Below are 20,314 nucleotides of genomic sequence, written 5' to 3'. Positions count from 1 at the left end.
GACGTGGCGACCCGGTGCGTGCGCGCCGAAGAATTGCCTTTCGGCCTCCATGGAGCAACCAATGCTATCGCAATTCCTTCAGTTCCTGCTTGCAGGTCTGACCGTCGGGGCGACCTACGCACTCGCGGCGCTCGGCTACACCCTTGTCTATAATGCGAGCGGAATGATCAATTTCGCCCAGGGTGAATTCATCATGCTCGGCGCGATGACGGCTTCGGCGCTGGTCGGCGCCGGCCTTCCGCTATTGGGTTCGCTTGCGATCGCCATCGCGTTCACCACGTTCGTCGGCTTTGCCATGGCGAAGTTCGCGGTCGAGCCGGCGCGTACGACTTCGATGACATCGCTAATCATCATCACGCTCGGAGCGGGCCAGGTCATCCGTGGCGCAGTCGAGATTGGACTTGGAAAGGGTAACCATGCCTTGCCGGGGCTTTCCGATGATCGCCCTCTGAATCTCCTCGGTGCCGCCCTGGCTCCACAGGCGCTTTGGATCATGGGGACCTCGCTCGTCATCGTGATCACCCTGTTCTGGTATTTCAACTCGACTATGCACGGGAAGGCTCTGGTGGCCACTTCGCACAACCGGCTGGCCGCTCAGCTCGTCGGTATCAACACGACGGGAGTTCTGACGTTTTCGTTCGCCTTATCTGCGGCGCTGGGTGCGATCGGAGGCGTGCTGCTCGCCCCTATTACTTTTACGAACTATGGCGCCGGCACGATGCTGGGCCTCAAGGGCTTCGTCGCCGCTGCCTTCGGCGGGCTGGGTAGTTCGGTCGGCGCGGTCGTCGGCGGATTGGCCCTCGGCGTCATCGAGTCGATGACGGCCGCGTACATTTCCGCCGCCTATAAGGACGCGGTCGCCTTCGTCCTGATCATCCTGGTTTTCCTTCTCGCGCCGCACGGTTTATTCGGCGCCAAGACCTCGGACCGAGTATGACGATCTCATCGCGAATTGTCGGTCTTGGTATATTGGCCGCCGGGTTAGCAATCTTTCCCTTGCTGACTCCCAACGCCTTCGTCTACGACCTAGCGATCCGAACCATCATCAACGCCGTCGTCGTGATCGGCTTGAACCTGCTGTTCGGCTACACTGGGCAGATTAGTCTCGGCCATGCGGGCTTTCTCGGTCTCGGCACTTACGCCTCCGCGGTCCTGACGACGCATGCTGGTTGGCCGCCGCTTGTCGCACTCGGAATCGGCGCGGCAGGTACCGGTCTCCTGGCCTTCGTGGTCGCACGCCCAATCTTGAGCCTGAAAGGTCACCACCTGGCGATGGCGACTCTCGGCATGGGCATCATCATCTCCATCGTGCTTAACAACGAGATGCAATACACGGGCGGGTCGGACGGCATGTCCGTTCCGGCATTCGCGATCGGCCAATGGCAACTGAGAGGCGACCGCAACTGGTATCTTCTCGTGTCCGCTCTTTTGCTGATCGCGGTGTGGGCAGCGACGAACCTCGTCCGTTCGCCCGCCGGCCGGGCATTGCAGGCAATCCATGGCTCGGAGGTGGCGGCCCGTGTTGCCGGCATCGACGTCACCAGCGTGAAAGTGAAGGTATTCGTGCTCTCCGCAGTAGTTGCGAGCGTCATGGGCAGTCTTGAGGGCCACTACCTGGAGTTCGCGACGCCGGATAGCGCGGGCTTCGTGCGATCGATATTGCTGATGGCGATGGTAATCGTAGGCGGCATGGCTTCCATTGCCGGATCATTGATCGGCGCGGTCATGCTGACCGTGCTTCCCCAAGCGCTTTCGGCCTTCGAGGGCGGCGAAACTATTGTGTTCGGCATCATACTGGTCGCAACGATTGTCTTCATGCCCAACGGGCTCGTACCGACGGTCCGCGATCGAATGGCGAGGGTACAGTCATGAACGCGCTTGAGGTCAGGAACCTGTCAAAGCGCTTCGGTGGTGTCACTGCGGTCGATGATCTTTCGTTCGCGGTCGAACCCGGATCCATATACTCCATCATCGGGCCGAACGGGGCCGGCAAGACGACTGTCGTCAACCTGCTGTCGGGAATCTATGTACCTACCGCGGGCACGATCACGATGATCGGCGAGCCCGCATCCGGTCAATCACCCGACAAGCTTGCGAAGCTAGGGCTCAGCCGCACGTTTCAGAATCTCCAGATATGCATGAACATGGACGCCATCTCCAACGTGATGATCGGCGGCCATATCCGTCTGGATTCAGGCTTCGTAAGCGCGCTGCTGCACTTGCCTCACATACGCAAGAGAGATGACGAGTTGCGCGAAGAAGCTGACGCACTTATGGGCTTCGTCGGTCTGTCTCAATACCGTAGCGCGCAGGCATCGCAAATGCCTTATGGGGCGTTGAAGCGCCTCGAAATAGCACGTGCTCTGGCGGCGAAGCCCAAGATACTGCTGCTCGACGAGCCGGCGGCCGGGCTCAATCACGTCGAGACGGAAGAAATATCCGCCCTGATCGAACGCATCGCGGCGATAGGCGTGACTATCGTCCTGATCGAGCATGACATGAAGCTGGTGATGCGGGTGTCGACTCGGATCCTTGTGCTCGACTACGGCAGAAAACTTGCCGAGGGGCGACCGGAAGAAGTACGGGCGGACCCGCAGGTCGTTGCGGCTTATCTCGGAGCCGCCGCATGAGCGTGATTCATAAGTTGAAATCTGCGGTTCCTTCCACCGACCATGAGCCGCTGCTCGAAGTGAGGGGGCTCAAAGCGCGATACGGGCCGATCGAAGCGCTGCACGGTCTCGATTTTGCCGTGGGGAGAGGGCAATTGGTTGCACTGGTCGGTGCGAACGGCGCCGGCAAGACGACGCTTCTGCGCGTCCTCTCCGGCGTTCATCGTGCGTCCACCGGGATGATCCGGTTTGATGGCGTAGACATCTCTCGACTTGCGTCTCACAAGCGCGTGGCACTCGGCATCTGCCAGACGCCGGAAGGACGCCAGGTCTTCGGCCCGATGTCCGTCGAGGACAACATCCTTCTCGGTGCCTATCGCCGACAAAACGCTCAAATCGACCGACGCATGGAGCAGGCGTATTCGCTTTTCCCTGTCCTGAAGGTGAAGCGCAAGCTACCAGCTGGAACGCTTTCCGGCGGTCAGCAACAGATGCTTGCGATCGCACGCGCGTTGATGGGTGAGCCGAAGCTATTGTTGCTCGACGAACCTTCGCTTGGACTTGCCCCGCTTCTCGCTGCGGAGATCTTGCGAGTGGTGGACCGGTTGCGGCAGGAAGGTATCACCATTCTCCTGGTCGAGCAGAATGCGCGCGCAGCCTTGGCGATCGCCGATACCGGCTATGTCGTTGAGACCGGCCGGATCCTCAAGTCGGGGTCCGGATCCGACTTGCTGCAAAGCGATGACGTGAAGCGTGCATATCTCGGGATGTAGGATAGAGGCTCAGGTGATAAGCATCGATCATCGGACAATGAAAGCGAACGGAATCGACATCCACGTGGCCGAGGCCGGCCGCGGCCCCGCGGTCATTCTCTGTCACGGGTTTCCCGAGACCTGGTACTCTTGGCGGCATCAGATTCCTGCACTTGTTGAAGCCGGCTACCGGGTCATCGCGATGGACATGCGCGGTTTCGGTGAAACGTCAGCCCCCGAGCGCGTCGATGACTACACAATGTTGCATCTGGTCGGCGACGTGGTCGGCGTGTTGGACGGGCTAGAACTCCCGAACGCCGTCGTGATTGGTCACGATTGGGGGGCGCCGGTCGCTTGGATTACCGCCTTGATGCGGCCGGATCGCGTTCGCGGTGTCGCCGGATTGAGTGTCCCGTATGCGCCGCGCTCTTCAATGAGCCTTCTTCAGGTCATGCGAGCCCGAGGCAATGACGGGTTCTATATGTTGTATTTCCAACAGCCGGACGTTGCCGCAGAACTGGCAAAAGACACCAAGCTGACGCTCAGGCGGATGTTCTACACGCTTTCCGGCGATCCGCCGGAGCCCGAGCGCTGGAATACGTTAGTGCCCGAAGGGTGTACGTTCGTGGAAAGCCTTGCCGAACCGCACGAGCTCCCGGCCTGGCTGTCCGAGGAGGACCTCGAGGTATATTCGAAATCCTATCGCCGAAGCGGCTTTCGGGGTGGTCTGAGCTGGTATCGGAACGTCGACCGAAACGCGGAGCTTCTTGCTCCCTTCGACGCGGCCAAGATTTCAGTGCCGGCCCTGTTCATCGGCGGGAAGCGCGATGCGGTCGTTCAATGGAGCGATCAAAGCATCCAACGATTGCCGTCCAATCTCATCGATTGGCGAGGAACGGTACTCATAGAAAGTGCAGGTCATTGGGTGCAGCAGGAAGCTCCCGTGGAAGTAAACGAAGCTCTGCTGCGCTTTCTCGGTTCGCTGTCATAGGAGGACAATTCGATCTTTTCGATAGGCAAAGAGCGATCCAACTCCGGCGATCCCGAAGACGTAGTCCGAGCCGAAATCTAGCTTGGCATTGAGGGACGTTCGACCGAAGGTCCGATGACCTCTGATCGTCCTTCAGGCACCGATGACGACGACAAAAGGGGAAAGCTTAGCGTGACCAAATTGGACAAACAGACACTGGAGAATATCGGCCGGTCTTGGGTCGAGGGATGGAACAAGTCGAATGCCGATGAGTTCGCGCACCTGTTCCGAGAAGATGGTGAGTACCTGGACGCGGCCTTCGGCGCTTTGCGTCGCGGTCGCGATTTCATGAGACTTCATCATCAGCTCTGGCACCGGGCCATTTCCGGCTTTCGAATGACTTCCGAGAGAATCATCGCCGGCGACTCCGTCGTGGTAGTTCAAGCGATCGGTGAGGGAACATTCGACGGCGAAAGTCTCGGCGGAGGCAAAGTAGCTGCCACAGGCAAGACCTTTCGTGCTCGTTTGTGCGCCGTATTAGCCGTAGCAGACGACCGAAAAATAGCCCGGTGCTCGGAATACTACGACCGAAGCCTGATGCCAGAGGGACAGCAGGCGCCATTCCGAGATCTCGATCACATTTAGGAACCGAAGGAGCGATAACATGCCGGTTTCAGAGCTAGGAAAGATCAATCGGAAGGCGCCCGACGTTTCGCGATTTCCTCTCCTCGATCCGCTGCAACTCGGCCATCTGCGCCATATCCAGAATCTTGCCGATCAGCCCGATGGCGAATGGTCGAAGATGGGTATACCGGATCCAGGACAGGAATGGCTCGATTCCTACCGCTATCAGCTTGCACAGATGGCCTATGCGATCGGCTTGGCCCACTATCATCGACTGCCCGCGGCGCCGGCGGTATTTCGCGGTACTCTCGACAAACTGATCCGCAAGATGCTGCGCCGCGAGGTGTGGGGATATTGGAAGGATACGAGCCAGTCGGGGCCCTACGTTAATCCCGACATCAAAGAGCTGCGAAAGGGCTGGGTCGATCCGGTAGCCCGCGAGAACATCATGTACAGCGGGCATCTATCGGCCATGGTGGGCATGTACAGCATGCTGTTCAACGACGACGGCTACGATCAGCCCGCTGCATTGACCTTCGTGCATAACCCAATCTTCTGGGGGATGGGACCGGAAAAGTTCGAATACAGTCGCAGTTCGCTCAACGAAGTCATCTATTGGCAGATGGTCGAAAATGGCTGGCTCGGCGTTGCCTGCGAGCCGAACTGCGTCTTCATCGTCTGCAACCAATTTCCGATGCTAGGTTTCCGCTTCTCGGATTTGCGTAAAGGCACCTCGATAGCGGACGAGGTGACGCGGAGCTACCGCGCGGCCTGGGACAAGAAGGGCATCTTCTCGGCGGAAGGCTGGTTTCACGGTTGGTGGCGTGTCGAGCAGGACGATTTCGTGCCGCCGAAGAGCGTCGGTTGGACCGCATGGGGCGGTGCGGTGATGAATACATGGAACCGGGATTTCGTGCATGGGATCTATCGAGATCAATTGCGGGGCGTCCTGAAGTACGGCCGCGACGGTCTCGTATCGCTTTACCCGAGTTCCGTGGTGCCGCAAGTGCGAGAGGCACTCGACAATGGTCGTCCGGTCGATGGCATCGAGGACCGTGCCTATCCATGGCCGATGCCGGATGTCGGCTATGTCGCCATGCTGCTCTCCGAAATGGGAGATAGCGACCTGAAAGGCCTGCTCGCGCATGCCGATCGCTATATGTCGCCGACCTGGAGCGACGGTGGCTTGTACTATCCGCGCAGCGACCGATCCTACGACGAGGATGGCAACCTTATCCGGATGGACCGGCTCACCGGCAATGCGATGCTGGCCTACGCTCGTCTGAACGTGCCGGATGGGCTTTGGGCTCTCTACAACAAGCCCTGGGACGGCGAGCATTTTGCCCATCCCGCACTGCAGCAGATCACGTCCGGTGTCGACGTAACGCGCGCAGTATATGATCAGAGTGAGAGATGCCTGGTCGCAACGCTCCAGCCGCAAGACCCGTGCTCACTACATGTCGTGCTCGACATCGGACCCCTGGTGCCGAATGCGAGTTGGACCCTCTTCGTCGATGACGTAGCGGTCTCGGCCAGTCGAGATGGAGCGGTCGCGAGTACCGATGCCGTGCACGTTGCAGCATGCGGCCAGGTCCTTGCCGTAGGTCTGCGGCTGGAGAAGCCGACCACGCTCATTCTTGAGATTGGCGATGTCTGACTGCTGTAGGGGAAAATCGGGCAGCGAGCAGACTGTCCAGGTCGGAGGTACCTTCGATCTGATCGATCATCATGGCAATCCCGTAACCGATCGCAGCTATCGCGGCCAATTCATGTTGCTGTTCTTTGGTTTCACGCACTGTCGAGCCGTATGCCCGGCGGCTCTTTCACGTCTCTCGCGAGTCATTGACCGACTCGGGCCATTGGCCACGAACCTCCGACCCCTCTACGTCACGGTCGACCCGGAACGCGATACTCCGCCGGTCATGAAGGCCTTCTTGGAAAGCAAATTTCCGCATTTTACGGGCCTGACCGGCTCGCGCGATAACATCGAGCACGTCAAGGGACGCTACAAGGTCTTCGCGAAGCGTGCGGCCGATCCAGACGACGCGGCCGGGTATCAAATGCCCCATACTGCCTTCACTTATCTGGTCGGGCCTAACGGCATCTATATCGCGCACTTTACCGACGCGATCGACGACGAAGAACTGGCCGAGCGGATCAGCAGGTACATCGGCGCAGCATCCTCCATTGGCCCAAACGAACTAACGTTCGTTGCGGGTCCACGTTGAAAGGAGGGCATCGAGGACCTCTTCCGCCATCTTGATCGGGCTAGACCACTCGAGGGTGTGGGTGTGCAACGTGAAAGCTATGATGCCGTGAGTCGCCGCGATTAGGGTATCGGTCGCGACCCGAGGCGGACACGGTGGCGTGACGTAAGGAGCGAACAGGTCGTCCACCAACTGCCGGTAGAGCGAATAGGATCTGAGCACGACAGCAGATCGTCCGAACGGCTGGCGTCCGGCCTTGGTGGATTGTTCGGGACGAATTGAAAACAGGACCCTGAATTCCTCGGGGCGTTTCAGCCAGTGCCGGATCGCTGCAAGAAAGACCGACCGCAAGCGCTCTTTGGGGTCCGCAATGCGCTTCGCTATCTTTTCCAGATTGTCCACGACGCGAGACATGTCCTGCTCGCGAATCGCGATAAACAGCTCGTGTTGATCTCTGAAATATTTGTAAACCGTGCCTGGTGAATACCCGGTCTCGGCTGCAATCTTTCGCAGCGAAACGGTCGACGGATCTTCGATAGCAAATAGGTGCCGCCCCACCGCGATCAGATTGTCTCTAACATCTTTCTTTTGTTCGTCAGTCCGCGCTCGTGCGCCGGGCGCCGGCCTTCTCGCTAGGACAGACTTGTCTTGATTGTTTGATCGCGCGCGCTTCATGTCGAATGTCTACCAGCGAGGCTTCATGTCGCAATCAGGACGTCCCTGACTTACCCACAGAAACCATCTTGATGGCCCCGGCCGGGGTTGCGGTTTTCGACTACCGGACGTGTGCATCGTCGCCATCGGTCAGCGGGCCGAATGCGGACTGTGCCGGTCCTCGACGGCTACGAACGGGCTTTCTTCCGGAATTTCCAATGTCGCTTCGTTTGCTCTTCGCGCAGACTGAATGCCCCCAACCTAACATGCGGCCGCTTGCAGAAAACGACCCTGGGTTGCCTTTCGGGCCAGGCACCTACCGAACATCTATCGCAGAGGGAGTGCCCTCAGGACGAAAGATTTGCGACCAATCACTGCGAGCGTGGTTGGCGTTCCGGCGGTAACGTTCGAGTGCTCGCGGCGGACGAAGCCAATATCCCCTGTTTGGTAGATGACAGGTCAGGGAGTTCCCGTCGATCCTCCGTCCTAGCAAGACGCCTCCTATGTTGGCTTGGATAAAGGATACGCTCATGTCAAAAACCGAGACAAAGGCTTCCTCACCGCTTCCTCAGTACTTCCACTCCGCGACGCAGCTGCTCACTTCGCTCCGACAGCGCCGCATCGGCGCGGTGGAACTGCTGAACCTGCACCTTAAGCAGGTCGATAAGCACAATCCCGCACTGAACTTAGTCGTCGCGCGTGACGCCGAGGGCGCATTGGCAGCCGCCCGCCGGGTGGACAACGCCGCGCCATCGGAGCGGGGTGTGCTGCATGGGCTCCCGATGACCATCAAGGACACCTACGAAGTCACGGGTATGCCCGCAACCTGCGGTTTTCCGTTCCTCGCGGACCATCGGCCACAGCAGGATGCGGACGCAGTAGCGCGGCTCAAGGCGGCAGGCGCCATCATCTTCGGCAAGACCAATCTGCCCGCGGGCGCATTCGACTGGCAATCTTACAATCCCCTCTACGGAACCTCGAACAATCCCTGGGATGTAGGACGAACGCCCGGCGGCTCATCAGGCGGTTCGGCAGGGGCAATTGCTGCGGGCTTTGCGCCGCTGGAGCTGGGCAGCGACATTGGGGGATCGATCCGCACCCCGGCGCACTTTTGTGGCATCTACGGTCACAAGCCCAGCTACGGCGTGGTGCCTGGACGAGGGCACATTCCGCCGATGCCGGGCCAGTACACGACCTACGAGCTGGGCGTGTGCGGCCCACTGGCTCGGAGCGCTGAGGATCTGGAACTCGCAATGGATGTGCTCGCCGCACCTGCGGAACTGAGCCGACCGCCATGGAGCGTGAAGATTCCGCCAAGCCGCCACGAGCGACTAAAGGACTTCCGCGTCGCGCTGTGGGCCGACGCCAGCACTTATGCCGTCGATTCGCGTTGCCTGGAAGTCATGCACGCCTACGCGGACGACCTGCGTCGTCTTGGCGTAACTGTGGACGAGAAGGCGCGCCCGGGCATCGATTGGCAGGCGGCCTACGAAACCTATATCGCGACGCTGTTTTCGGTGATGGCCAGCGGCCTGCCGCCTGAGGTGGCGCAGCAGCTCGTCGAGTCGGCCGCAAAGCTACCGCCCACCAGTTATCCCGCTCGGGCGGCGCGCGCGGTGACGAGGCGCCATGTCGAATACTTCGAAGTAGTAGAGCAGCGCGAGCGGCTCTTTCGCAGCTGGCGGGATTTCTTCACGCGCTATGACCTCTTGATCTGTCCAGTGATGCCGACAGTCGCATACGCACACGATCATCGCGGCGACGGCAGCGCGGCCGATCCAGTCACCATGTGCGAAGCTCGCAGCATGATCGTTGATGGTCGGCCGCGCCCGTATTTCGACGGTCTCCAGTGGCCGTCGCTTGCGGTCTGCGCCAACCTACCGGCGACAGCGGTACCCACCGGGCGGTTCGTAGACAAGATGCCGATGGGCGTGCAGTTGATTGGGCCGTTCCTCGAGGATCGCACGCCGCTCCGATTTGCTCAGCTTGTCGAACGCGAGGTCGGTGGCTTCGTGCCACCACCAGCCTGCCTGTGAGTTATCGCGCGGAGCAGCTAGTCGAGAGCGCCAATGCCTGGCGCCGCGGGCAGCCACGACGAACGCTGCTGCGCGTTTGAAGTGTGAGATCCAGACCTAGGAGGCAATGGCATGACCACGCCAGCTTTGCGTACGCTTATACACGGTGGCCCTGTGCTGACTCAGAATGAGCGGCGGGAAACTCACGAGGCGATCGTCCTTGAAGGAGACAAGATACTTGCGACAGGTGCGCTAGATGACATGCGTTCCCTTGCAGGATCCTCGGCCCGGCAAATCGACATGGAGGGCGCCTGCGTGCTTCCAGGGCTGATCGACAATCATCCGCACTTCCTTCATTTCGGCAGTTTCGACGTGCCCTGCATCAAACTCTATGATGCGCGAAACCACGCCGACATCCTTGCCCGCATACGCGAAGGAGCTGAGGTGATACCGCAGGGCGAGTGGATCCTGACAACTCCGGTCGGCGAACCGCATTATTTCATTCGCAGGTCATGGCGCGATCTTCCCGAGGGGCGGCTGCCGAACCGATGGGAGCTGGATGCTGTCGCCCCAGACCATCCGGTCTGGATACAGGCCTATGCACCGGTAACTCCAAACGTCTGTGCGATGAACTCCAGGGCGCTGCAACTACTCGGCTTTGGGCGCGATCTGCCTGACCAAGTCGATAACGTGACGATCGAGAAGAATGCGGATGGTGAGCTTACCGGCATTTTCACCGGGGGCGTGACGAACTACTATAACGGCAGTCTTTTTTGGCTGGGGCGCGTGGCGGCGCAGGTGTTTCGTCCAACCGACGACCTCTGGTACCGAGGCGCTCTTGCGGGGCAGCTGACAGCTGCCGGCCGAGGCGTGACGGCGGCTTACGAGGGGCACGCGATGGATGCAGCCCACATCGCTGCGTATCAACGCGTTCGCGACGAGAACAACCTGCGCATGCGCGTGCTGACCACCTTGGAAGGTGCCCAACACGCCTTCGATTTCGGTATGGGAATCACCGAAGCAAGCGTTCGCGCGAATTGCGGGCTCGCGGCAGGCCTCATTCAAACCAGCGACCCGCTATATCGTGTCAACGGACTTTCATTGTGCCCGTCCGGGCCTGCCTGGCCTGGTATCTTGCGAACTGACGGCGAGTACAAAGACCCCTATGGTCGCCCCACAAAGGGACACGCGTTCCTTACGCAAGCGATGATACGCGATACCATTGAATACTGCCTGAAGAACAATCTTCGCCTGAACATGCTGAATTGTAGCCTACCGGAGCATCGAGAGTTTCTTGCTCTTCTCGAGCCATTCCTTGATCAGTGGGACGTGCGGACACGGGAGTGGGTGATCCAGCACAGCATCTTCGTTGAGGACGAGCCCATCAAACGATATGCTGAGCTGAAATTTCACCTCACCAGCACGGTTAGCTTTTGTTGGGGCAAGGGCGCCATGTATCAGGAACGTCTGGGTGAGGAAGCTCTCAAGTATCTCGTCCCAATCGGCAAGATGTTCGACTCGGGTGCCAATGTTGGACTCGGCTCGGATTGGGGCCCCGCCAGCTCGTTCGAGCATATGGCGCTTGCCGAGACGCGCGAGTTTGCTGGCACCGGACGCCGACATGACGGTCCCGGATACTCCATCAACCGGCAGCAGGCCCTAGATGGTTGGACGCTCAACAATGCCAAATTGATGCAATGGGAGGGGATCGGGGCGTTGAAGCCGGGCCACAAGGCGGATTTGGCTATTGTCGACCGCAATCCCCTGACTTGCAACGTCGGCGACCTTCCGAAGACCCAAGTCTTGCGGACGGTGCTTGATGGCAAGGACATATTCGACACCAACACACTTCCACGCCTGGACGAGAGGGATTTGCCGCCGGAACGGATTCAACACTTTGAAACAGGATCTCCTCACGGCGGCAGGGGGCATGTCTGCGGTCCGCAATGTAGCCACGCGGCACGTTGAGGCAGCGATGCTGCCCTGTGCAGCCAAGGAAAAAGGTTCGACAGCCTCCGTTCAGATCGAACGGAGGCTGGTCTTTCGACGAGGTCGCTGGACGCAATCCGTTCTTCAATTGAAAGGGTCTTAGCGACCTGCCTTCACCGAGAGCATCGCACGGACTGTCATCCGGAGCGCGGTCAGAAGCACCTCTCGCTGACTAGGATCTCGCGCTACCGCGATGGCCGCCTCACGCCCAGCCCCAACGATCAGTGTGGCGTAGGCGGTTGGCGAGACGCCGGCAGCGAGCCTCCGCTCCAAATCATCCACGATCATTTTGCGAAAGTGAGCGGATGTTTCTCCGACGACGGGTTCGAGAAGTGGGCTGAGCGCCGGCGTGAGCATCATGTAGAACCGCCCGACCTTGGGTTCTGCACAAATCTCGAGCAGCGCCGCCATCAGAGCGGTTATCCGGTCCTCAACCGTGGTGCTGGCATTGCGTGCTTGCTCGCCGCGTACACGGACGCGCTCGCCGATGATGCGGTATTGATCGCGGAGCATCTCGTCGATGCCGCCCGGAAAGTAGGTGTAGGCCGTTGTTTTGGACGTGCCGGCTTGTTTTGCAACCGCGTCAACGGAGCAGGCCGCAAGACCCCCAGCCTCGAACAGATCAAGTGCTGTGTCCAGGAGCTCCTGCCGGGTTCTCAGGCGATTGCGATCGCGGAGTCGGACAGGCGCTTTTTCCTTCATCCCTGCAGTATAGCCCACAAATTGGGCAGCGAAAAGACTAAATGTCCTTCTTGACATAAATCTGAACTAGTTGTTCAATTTATGTAAAGGCGTCCGGGTGACGTTCCTGTGATGGAATGTCCGAAAGGGATCGCCAAACGGCGAAATCGCCTAATTGAGGGAGGTAGGCCATGGGCTCAAATCGCCTGCGCGGGAAGACCGCTATTGTCACCGGTTCGGGCCAAGGGATTGGCGCCGCAATTGCTAAGGTCTTCGCGGACGAGGGCGCTCAGGTTGTCATTGCAACCCGAACAGAGAGCCACGGCCAGGCGACGCTGTCCGACATCATTGCTGCGAAAGGCGAAGCTGCCCTCCGCGTCACAGACGTCGGTGTCGCGGCCGAGATCGAGCAGGCCGTTTCCTTCGCGGTCTCCAGGTACGGCAAGCTTGATATCGTCGTGCACAACGCCGCCTCCTTTGCCGCAGGTATGGTCGAGGAGTTGGACGATGCCCTGTTGGAAGAGTCGTTGAGCGTTAATCTCAAGGCGGCGTTCCGACTCTCAAAAGCCGCGATCCCGCATCTTCGCCGCCGAGGCAGTGGCCGACTGCTATTTACTTCCTCGGTCACAGGGCCTCGCGTGGCCATGCCGGGAGCCTCCTACTATGCAGCAAGCAAGAGTGGCCTGAACGGCTTCATCCGCACGGCGGCGATCGAGCTTGCAAAGGACCGGATTACAGTCAACGGCGTTGAGCCGGGTTTCATTAAGACTCCAGCCATGAACTTGCTTGCGGATGAAGAAGGGCAAAGGATCATGGCGAAGTATGTACCGATCGGCACCTTGGGCCTACCCGAAGATATCGCTTACGCGATGTTGTACCTCGCGAGCGACGAAGCATCTTACGTGACGGGCCAAACCATCGTGGTCGACGGCGGTAGTACTCTGCCTGAGAGCCCGACCTTCGCGGATGAAGCTGCAGGGGTGAAGAGCCTTGATCAGATCTAGTCCGCGAGCGATCCCAACCGCCGCCTTCCGGAAGGACTCAAAATCGCGTCGCTGGAAGCGACCACCGAGCAAAGCGCAGCTATGGAAAGCAGTCTGATGTCCACTGAAATGGCTCTGCTTGCACGCCGTCATCGCGCCCTTGGGCAGCATTCGCCACTGATGTACGACGCACCCCTGCACATTGTTCGGGGCGAGGGAGTGTGGGTCGAGGATGTCCACGGCCGCCGATACCTCGACGTCTACAATAACGTCCCCCATGTCGGCCACTGCCACCCTCATGTTGTGGAGGCGATCTGCCGCCAGGCAGGCACGCTCAATGTCCACACCCGCTATCTGCATGAAAACGTCGTCAAGTACGCTGAGAGACTGACGGCTACCTTCGATCCTTCTCTGTCCGTGGCAATGTTCACCTGTACCGGTACGGAGGCCAACGAACTTGCGCTACGCATCGCGCGCTTCGTCAGCGGCGGCACAGGCGTGATCGTTAGCTCGTTCAGTTATCACGGCAATTCCGCCGCGCTTGCCGCCGTGACGACAGGCCTTCCCGCGCCCGAGGCGTTGGCATCCCATGCGCGCGCGGTATCCATCCCCGATTTGAGCCATTTTGAGGGCGATCCAGCACAACTCGCGCAGGATTACGCCGACCGCGTCGGCGAAGCCGTTCAGTCATTGAAGGCCGCGGGCATCAAGCCCGCAGCAATCTTGTTCGACTCGCTTTTCTCGACGGAAGGATTGCCTCGCGTTCCAAAGGGTTTTCTGGAACAGGCGGTCGCGCATGTGCACAAGGCAGGCGGCCTCTTCATTGCGGACGAGGTGCAAGGTGGCCTTGGCCGAACAGGTGATCACATGTGGTCACACCAAGCATATGGCATCGTACCTGATCTGGTCACACTCGGAAAGCCGCTTGGCAACGGGCACCCTCTGGCTGGCGTCATTGCGCGGCCTGATCTGTTGGAGGCGTTCGCTTCCCGCGCTCTATACTTCAATACGTTCGCAGGAAATCCAGTGTCCGCCGCCGCGGGTTTAGCGGTTCTTGATGTGATGGAGCGCGAAAACCTGATGGAAAATGCCAAGTCAATTGGAAGGTATCTCCAGCGAGACCTGTCCAGACTTGCCATGAAACATGATCTCATCGGGAGTGTGCGCGGAAATGGCCTGTTCTTCGGACTGGAACTTCTTCGCGGGCGCGGAATCCCCGCTACTCAGGAGACGAAGCGCCTTGTCAATGTGATGCGGGACAAGGGCGTCCTCATCAATCGAATCGGGCCCCACGATAACGTGCTTAAGATGCGACCGCCGATGCCATTCTCGAAGGCCAACGCGGAGCGACTGTTGTCCACCCTTGACGATGCGCTGGCTTCGCTATGAGGCAAGAGATGAACGAGTTCTTGGCACTCGATCTGGAAGAGCAGGTCGCCGCAATGACTGAGGTGGCGCGGGCAGCCCTGAGCCGTTGGTCTGGAAGCTTTGAGGAAATATCTCTTGTCAAGTACAGGGAGAACGCCGTCTTTCGACTGCGCGACGGCAACGGTGACCGATTTGCACTACGGGTTCATAGGCGCGGTTACCACAGCGATGTGGAGCTCAAATCGGAGTTGCTATGGATGTCGGAGCTTGCTGCGGCATCGTTCGATGTGCCGGCCGTCATCCCGGCCACAAGTGGCTCATTGTTCGTGAAAGCGACTGGTCCCAAGGTTTCCGGGCCACTTCAGGTGGATATGCTTGCCTGGCTCGAGGGGGACCCGCTCGGCTCGATCGAGACTGGCTTCTCCTGCGGGGCCGACGAACTCAGCAGTTTCTATCATCAGGTCGGCCAGCTTGCTGCGCGCTTGCACGATCAAGCAGCGGCGTGGCAGCTACCTGTAGGTTTTGCGCGCCACGCGTGGGACGCTCAAGGCCTTCTTGGGCCGAATCCCTTCTGGGGAGAGTTTCGTAATCTGCCTGACTTGTCGGCACATCTTCCACTCATCGACAAGGCGTGCGCAAGGGCTCAACACGATCTTCGCTTGGTGGGACAGTCCCGCGAAAATTACGGGCTCATTCATGCCGACCTGGTCCCGGAAAATGTTCTGCGTAACGGTGACCGGCTCGCACTCATCGACTTCGACGATGCCGGATTTGGTTGGCACATGTTCGAACTAGCTACCGCGCTTTTTTGGCACACCGATCGACCGTACTATCGCACGATCCACGACGCGCTCGTCGCGGGATATCGTTCAGTCCGTCAACTTTCGCCGGCGCACTGGCAGCAGCTTCCGTTGTTTTTGTATCTGAGGGGGCTCACCTACCTGGGTTGGGTGCAAACCCGGAGCGAGACCGAGACCGCGCGGGAGCTTACTCCCATGTTGATTGAAAAATCCGTCTTACTGGCGAACGAATATTTGAAGAGTCAAGGGTCGCTCAGAGCTAGTCGAGGTTCCTTCATGTCAAGCTGAATTGTGCCGACGTCGCGCAGTCTACGAGAGCGGGGTGCTTGGCCACAGTAGGGTAACTGCATTTGCTTGGTGAGGTCTGCAATGGAAGCTATCCCTGTCGATGTCCCTGTTGTCACAGCCGATGTGCTCCTGCTGAAACTGTACGACTGCTGCACTGATCCAAGACGTTGGCCCGGGGTGATGGATCTTTTGTGTACCGAACTTGGCGCGCATTCAGCCGTCGTACAGGGCCTTAGTCTGGAAGGACCTCGTGCGACTACCTTCTGGGTGGCTCACGACTCGCGCACCAATCTTGCTCCCTATCAAGCGTCCATCTCGGACTCCGGTAACCCACGGCTCGATGGAAAGCGCCTCCAGAGCGCAGCTGGGCGCCTCGTGGAAGACAAGGACTTGTTCGACGACAGCGAACGCCCAATTCAGCAGAGGCTCCAGCAGCAGCTTTCCGCAATTGGATATGGACGTTTCCTTGGCGGGCTGATGCCTATAGGCGGCTGCAACTACATGGCGCTCGCGCTTCACCGTGAGGTGGGTGATCGCCGCAACTTCTCCGATCGCCAGATGGATCGCCTATTAAAGCTCTTGCCTCATTTTGCGCAGGCACTGCGGCTCAGCCAATCGATCGCCTGTAGCCGCTCTGCAGAGGCGCTGCTACGTGGTCACTTGGAGCGCTGGGAATGCGGTCTCATTGTATGCGACGCAGAGGGCCAGATATTATGGCGCAACCAGCGTGCCCATGACGCGCTGAGTTGCGGCGGCGGATTGCGGCTGCGTAATGGTCAGTTGTATGCCTCGAGCGCCGAAACTCAGCAGCGCCTGGCCGTGGCTCTACGCCGGCAGGTTGGCCGGAGCGCTCCCAGCTTTGTCGCCCTCGAAGCGGGCGGGCGCCGTTGGCAACTTGCGTTGCAAGAGCTCGAGCCTGCCAGCGCAGCGAGTGCAGACACGCTGTTGCTGATCGCGTTTACCGGCGATCAGCCTGTCGGTGTGATTCCCGCAGAATCGCTTGTCACACTGTTCGAGTTGACCGATGCGGAATCGCGCCTCACCAGCGCTCTGGTCGCCGGCGTTAGGCTGGAGGAGTACGCTGTGCGCCGCGGTGTCGAGCTGAGTACAGTCCGCTATCAGCTCAAGCAGGTGCTGGCCAAAACCGGGACTCGCCGGCAGGTTGACCTCGTTCGCCAAATTCTCTGCTCCGCTGCTGCCCGCGTCGTCGGTCCGCGTCAAGAGATCGCGCCAGTCGGTGCGCATTGAACATTATCTGCGCCGACGCTCAACATCGTTTTTCTCATTGGGGTGAGGGCGCGGCGCGCTAGCACTACACCGTTTGAACTCGCGTTCTGTACGCCACAGCGCCACTCACGATCGCAGCGCAAGTAGAAATCGTGCTCGATCTCCAGCGATCGCGCATGTTTCGGTCACTGCCGCTTGTTTAGGTTGTTACAATCGTATGGGCTTATGCACCCCTAACGATTAAATTACTTCGACGCTAACGATGTCCCCAGTCTGGTAGATGACGCGCTCTGGTCGCTTGCACATGCTCAGCATGTATCAACTGCAACCGATGGAGAGAGGCGTGTCACCGAATAGAGCTCTGACAATCACGGCGTGTGTTGCTGCAAGTGCCGCTTGCTCTTCTGCAAGCGCGTATGAATTCGGCACCCCCGGCTGGGAACAGAAGCCTGGAATCGTGATCGGAGCTGCGGCCGCAGCTCCTCCGCCTGGCCTCTACGGATTCGAGCAGGCGTTCACTTATCAGTCGAAGATTGTGGGTCCCGGTGCTCCCAATATTGGCGCAGCTCAGACGGGCGTCAAAGCCGACGCCGCGGCGGCCGGACTAGTGTGGGTGCCGGGTTGGAACTTCCTAGGCGCTACGTACGGCGCGGTAGCAGTGGTGCCATTTGTTTCTGCCAGCGTCGGAAGCCCAATCGCCTTTGCTCCGGCGGGCATGCACAACGCCTTTCTTGCGAACGAGCTAAGCTGGCGGCTCAGCGACAGCGGCTTCTTCATCAAAGCCGGACTTGGAATGTACGCTCCTACCGGCACCCAACAGGGCTCAGCTGGGTTAAGCAACGTCGGCAGTCCGTGGTGGACCTTTCAGCCCAATATTGTTTTCTCGTATCTCAAAGATGGTTGGAATCTCACGGCTAATATTTTCGACGAGATCAATACTGCGAACACGCTGACGAACTACAGAAGCGGCGATATACTGCATGCTGAGTTCACCGCGACAAAGACCATTGGCAATTGGACAATCGGCCCGGTGGCTTACTATGTTGGACCGATGACCGATCGAGCGCGATCTATGGAGGGGCCGTCAACGTGAACCGCTACAATATCTGGGCTGCCGGCGGCTTGGTCGGATATAACTTTGGTCCGGTGAGCCTCAACGTTTGGGGCCTGCGGGAGTTGTCATCAAATCGTCCGGGGGAACGGCGGGGCCTCCCGGATTTGACACAGCGTCGATGACGAAAGGCTTTTCCATTTTTGCGCAGTTCAATTACCGCATTTGGGCTGCTAACCCGCCGGCTGCACCGACAGTTCCACGCATTTGGAAGTAACGACCGATCGGCTCTCGGGTCGCTGCGAGATCCGATTAGTACGGTGATTCCGCAACTGGCCAAAAGCGCTTTCCTCACGTGCATATTGGCCCGCTTTCAGCATCCGATTGATTGGCATTGTCCCGCCCTCAGGAGCGCAACAAAGCCGGGTTCCGCATATAGCACGATGAAACTTCGTCCGCGGTGCTAGTTAGGACGATCGAGCCGATCAGTTATGGCACTCGAACGGGGGCCTCTTATCGGCAAGAATCCACTTGTGAAAGGGGGCAGATTTCCCCTTGTTCCTCGGGGCCGCCCGAGGGTGATCAACGACCTGTCAGGTGTTGGGCTCCCGGAAGAAGGCTCGGTGCCACGCGGAGCTTATTTTGCCGGGTTATCTCGCACCGTCGCCCCGGCTGGAACATCTTTGGTGACCACGCCACCAACGCGTAGTCCGCGCCAAGTCTGGTGCGTATTCGATGGACTTGCCGAAATCAACAGCCGTTCCCGCGGGAACCACGTGATTGCGTAGCGGCGCCGGTCTCGATCGGCGCCAAAGGAGTGACCTATCTCGACGCGTTAAGCGCCGGAGAAGGCGAAGCGCTAGTTGGTCTGTTGTCGTGTTGAACGAGCGCCGGCACTCCAGGCATATGGAAGTGCCTCGCCATTCAACTCGTACGCACCGATTGCGCGAAGCTTGAAGACCACGGGGTTGTGGGAGGCGATGGTGCGCGCGTTGCGCCAGTGCCGATCAATGGCGAGTGCTTCCGAGCTGAGGGAGGCGCCGCCTACTTCGAAAAGCGTGGTCACGGCATCGAGCACAAGCTTAATGACGGTCACTTGCGCCTGTGCCGCCGCAAGTTCGGAGGCGTCGAGCTGCTGAGGGTCTTGGTGACGACCGTCCAGCGTCCGCGCGAGCTCGTCAACCGCGGCGAGGACCGTCGCCCGCGCTCCAAACGCCGCGCTGAGGAGCTGACCGATGACCTGCTGCACCAGAGGGTCGTTGCGCGGCAGGTCGGCGACGGCATGAGTGAACGTGCGCGTTCGTGCCTTGACCCAGTCGGCCGTATCCGACGCGGCACGCTTCGCGATCCCCGCGAGCGTGGCGAGCAGAATCAGCTGAACGTGGGCCGTTCCAAACACCCTGCCTTCAGTTCCATAGCCGGGACCGATGATCCGATCGGGAGTAACCGTGACATTCTTGAACTCCGCCGTCCCGCTTGCCGTGAGCCGCTGGCCGAAGCCGTCCCAGTCGTCCGCAACGGTAACGCCGGGCTGGTTGATGTCGACAAGCACGGTAACGCGTTTGCCGTCCCGGTCTGCCGCGACGAGCAGGTGATCGGCGTAAAGTGTGCCCGTCGTGTAATACTTCAGCCCATTGAGACGCAGCGTGGCTCCTTCCGACGTGACGGCGGTCCGATAGCGATCGACCGCACCTTGGCCCGGCTCGGTAACGGCGACACCGACGAGCGCGCCGTTCGCGATGGCGCCGAGCCATCGCGCCTTGACTGCGTCATCCGTGTTCAGCTGCAAGTCCTCGACCAGGTTGAAGTGTGCCCGTAATGCCTGCGGCAGGTTGGAATCCGCGGCTGCGAGCGCGATAAGCAGCTCGAACGTCTGGCGGAGCGTTGCGCCGAGCCCGCCAAACTCGATCGGCACGCGCAGGGCTCCGAAGCCCGCCTGCTTCAACAGCTTGATCTCTTCGATCGGCAGTGTGCGGCTTCGTTCGCGCGCCACGGCACCTGCCGCGATCGTCTCAAAGATGGGAGCGAAGCGCTTGTGAAGGGCGTCGTCGCTGATGTTCGGTATGCCAGGATGAATGGTCATCGTGTTGCGTCCC

18 protein-coding genes are annotated in these 20,314 nt (G+C 59.6%); 15 read left to right on the top strand and 3 right to left on the bottom strand.

Annotation, left to right across the window (positions count from 1 at the left end):
* Window positions 1-61: 61 nt before the first annotated feature.
* The 8 genes from AC1VNY_RS25200 (at window position 62) to AC1VNY_RS25165 (ending at window position 7,183) form a co-directional block, all read left to right on the top strand.
* Window positions 62-937: a branched-chain amino acid ABC transporter permease gene (locus tag AC1VNY_RS25200; protein WP_482407186.1), complete on the top strand. Its 876-nt coding sequence runs from the start codon at window positions 62-64 to the stop codon at window positions 935-937.
* Window positions 934-1,872 carry a branched-chain amino acid ABC transporter permease gene (locus AC1VNY_RS25195; RefSeq protein WP_482407185.1) on the top strand — a complete coding sequence of 313 codons (939 nt, stop codon included), beginning with the start codon at window positions 934-936 and terminating at the stop codon, window positions 1,870-1,872. Before AC1VNY_RS25200 ends, AC1VNY_RS25195 begins: the two co-directional genes overlap by 4 nt.
* Window positions 1,869-2,630, top strand: coding sequence for an ABC transporter ATP-binding protein (locus AC1VNY_RS25190; RefSeq protein WP_482407184.1), 762 nt, complete (start codon window positions 1,869-1,871; stop codon window positions 2,628-2,630). Before AC1VNY_RS25195 ends, AC1VNY_RS25190 begins: the two co-directional genes overlap by 4 nt.
* Window positions 2,631-2,680: 50 nt before the next feature.
* Window positions 2,681-3,382 (top strand): ABC transporter ATP-binding protein, encoded by a 702-nt coding sequence (locus AC1VNY_RS25185; RefSeq protein WP_482407219.1) that lies wholly within the window; start codon window positions 2,681-2,683, stop codon window positions 3,380-3,382.
* 37 nt (window positions 3,383-3,419) lie between these two features.
* Window positions 3,420-4,352, top strand: coding sequence for an alpha/beta fold hydrolase (locus AC1VNY_RS25180; RefSeq protein ID WP_482407183.1), 933 nt, complete (start codon window positions 3,420-3,422; stop codon window positions 4,350-4,352).
* A 171-nt stretch (window positions 4,353-4,523) separates the two neighbouring features.
* Window positions 4,524-4,976 (top strand): nuclear transport factor 2 family protein, encoded by a 453-nt coding sequence (locus tag AC1VNY_RS25175; RefSeq protein ID WP_482407182.1) that lies wholly within the window; start codon window positions 4,524-4,526, stop codon window positions 4,974-4,976.
* A gap of 19 nt (window positions 4,977-4,995) precedes the next feature.
* Window positions 4,996-6,612 (top strand): linalool dehydratase/isomerase domain-containing protein, encoded by a 1,617-nt coding sequence (locus AC1VNY_RS25170; protein WP_482407181.1) that lies wholly within the window; start codon window positions 4,996-4,998, stop codon window positions 6,610-6,612.
* On the top strand, window positions 6,605-7,183 hold the full coding sequence (locus tag AC1VNY_RS25165) for an SCO family protein (protein ID WP_482407180.1): 579 nt from the start codon (window positions 6,605-6,607) through the stop codon (window positions 7,181-7,183). Before AC1VNY_RS25170 ends, AC1VNY_RS25165 begins: the two co-directional genes overlap by 8 nt.
* Here the strand turns inward: AC1VNY_RS25165 and AC1VNY_RS25160 are convergent.
* A complete protein-coding gene (locus AC1VNY_RS25160; RefSeq protein WP_482407179.1) occupies window positions 7,157-7,837 on the bottom strand; it encodes a TetR/AcrR family transcriptional regulator in 681 nt (226 codons plus the stop codon). The two genes, AC1VNY_RS25165 and AC1VNY_RS25160, sit on opposite strands and share 27 nt — an antisense overlap.
* 509 nt (window positions 7,838-8,346) lie before the next feature.
* On the opposite strand from AC1VNY_RS25160, the gene AC1VNY_RS25155 reads away from it, so the two are divergent.
* Both AC1VNY_RS25155 and AC1VNY_RS25150 read left to right on the top strand, forming a co-directional pair.
* Window positions 8,347-9,852 carry an amidase gene (locus AC1VNY_RS25155; protein ID WP_482407178.1) on the top strand — a complete coding sequence of 502 codons (1,506 nt, stop codon included), beginning with the start codon at window positions 8,347-8,349 and terminating at the stop codon, window positions 9,850-9,852.
* A gap of 111 nt (window positions 9,853-9,963) precedes the next feature.
* The gene (locus AC1VNY_RS25150; RefSeq protein ID WP_482407177.1) at window positions 9,964-11,799 is read left to right on the top strand and encodes an amidohydrolase; all 1,836 of its coding nucleotides are present in this window, start codon (window positions 9,964-9,966) and stop codon (window positions 11,797-11,799) included.
* A 120-nt stretch (window positions 11,800-11,919) separates the two neighbouring features.
* On the opposite strand, the gene AC1VNY_RS25145 is transcribed toward AC1VNY_RS25150, so the two are convergent.
* Window positions 11,920-12,522 carry a TetR/AcrR family transcriptional regulator gene (locus tag AC1VNY_RS25145; RefSeq protein ID WP_482407176.1) on the bottom strand — a complete coding sequence of 201 codons (603 nt, stop codon included), beginning with the start codon at window positions 12,520-12,522 and terminating at the stop codon, window positions 11,920-11,922.
* 170 nt (window positions 12,523-12,692) lie between these two features.
* Between AC1VNY_RS25145 and AC1VNY_RS25140 the strand changes: the two genes are divergently transcribed.
* The 5 genes from AC1VNY_RS25140 to AC1VNY_RS25120 all read left to right on the top strand — a co-directional run bounded on the left by AC1VNY_RS25140 (window position 12,693) and on the right by AC1VNY_RS25120 (window position 18,260).
* A complete protein-coding gene (locus AC1VNY_RS25140) occupies window positions 12,693-13,505 on the top strand; it encodes an SDR family oxidoreductase (RefSeq protein ID WP_482407175.1) in 813 nt (270 codons plus the stop codon).
* A 96-nt stretch (window positions 13,506-13,601) separates the two neighbouring features.
* The gene (locus AC1VNY_RS25135) at window positions 13,602-14,873 is read left to right on the top strand and encodes an aspartate aminotransferase family protein (protein WP_482407174.1); all 1,272 of its coding nucleotides are present in this window, start codon (window positions 13,602-13,604) and stop codon (window positions 14,871-14,873) included.
* A gap of 8 nt (window positions 14,874-14,881) precedes the next feature.
* Window positions 14,882-15,940 carry a phosphotransferase enzyme family protein gene (locus AC1VNY_RS25130; RefSeq protein WP_482407173.1) on the top strand — a complete coding sequence of 353 codons (1,059 nt, stop codon included), beginning with the start codon at window positions 14,882-14,884 and terminating at the stop codon, window positions 15,938-15,940.
* Between the two features lie 390 nt (window positions 15,941-16,330).
* Window positions 16,331-17,188, top strand: coding sequence for a helix-turn-helix transcriptional regulator (locus AC1VNY_RS25125; protein WP_482407172.1), 858 nt, complete (start codon window positions 16,331-16,333; stop codon window positions 17,186-17,188).
* 283 nt (window positions 17,189-17,471) lie between these two features.
* Window positions 17,472-18,260 carry a transporter gene (locus AC1VNY_RS25120; RefSeq protein WP_482407171.1) on the top strand — a complete coding sequence of 263 codons (789 nt, stop codon included), beginning with the start codon at window positions 17,472-17,474 and terminating at the stop codon, window positions 18,258-18,260.
* An 817-nt stretch (window positions 18,261-19,077) separates the two neighbouring features.
* Here the strand turns inward: AC1VNY_RS25120 and AC1VNY_RS25115 are convergent.
* Entirely contained in the window at window positions 19,078-20,301 is a 1,224-nt protein-coding gene (locus AC1VNY_RS25115; protein WP_482407170.1) for an acyl-CoA dehydrogenase family protein, read from the bottom strand.
* Window positions 20,302-20,314 lie beyond the last annotated feature (13 nt).

It is taken from the genome of Bradyrhizobium ferriligni (assembly GCF_056837965.1).
Note: the sequence above shows the minus strand (reverse complement) of the source record. Positions and strands in the feature narration are given on the sequence as shown.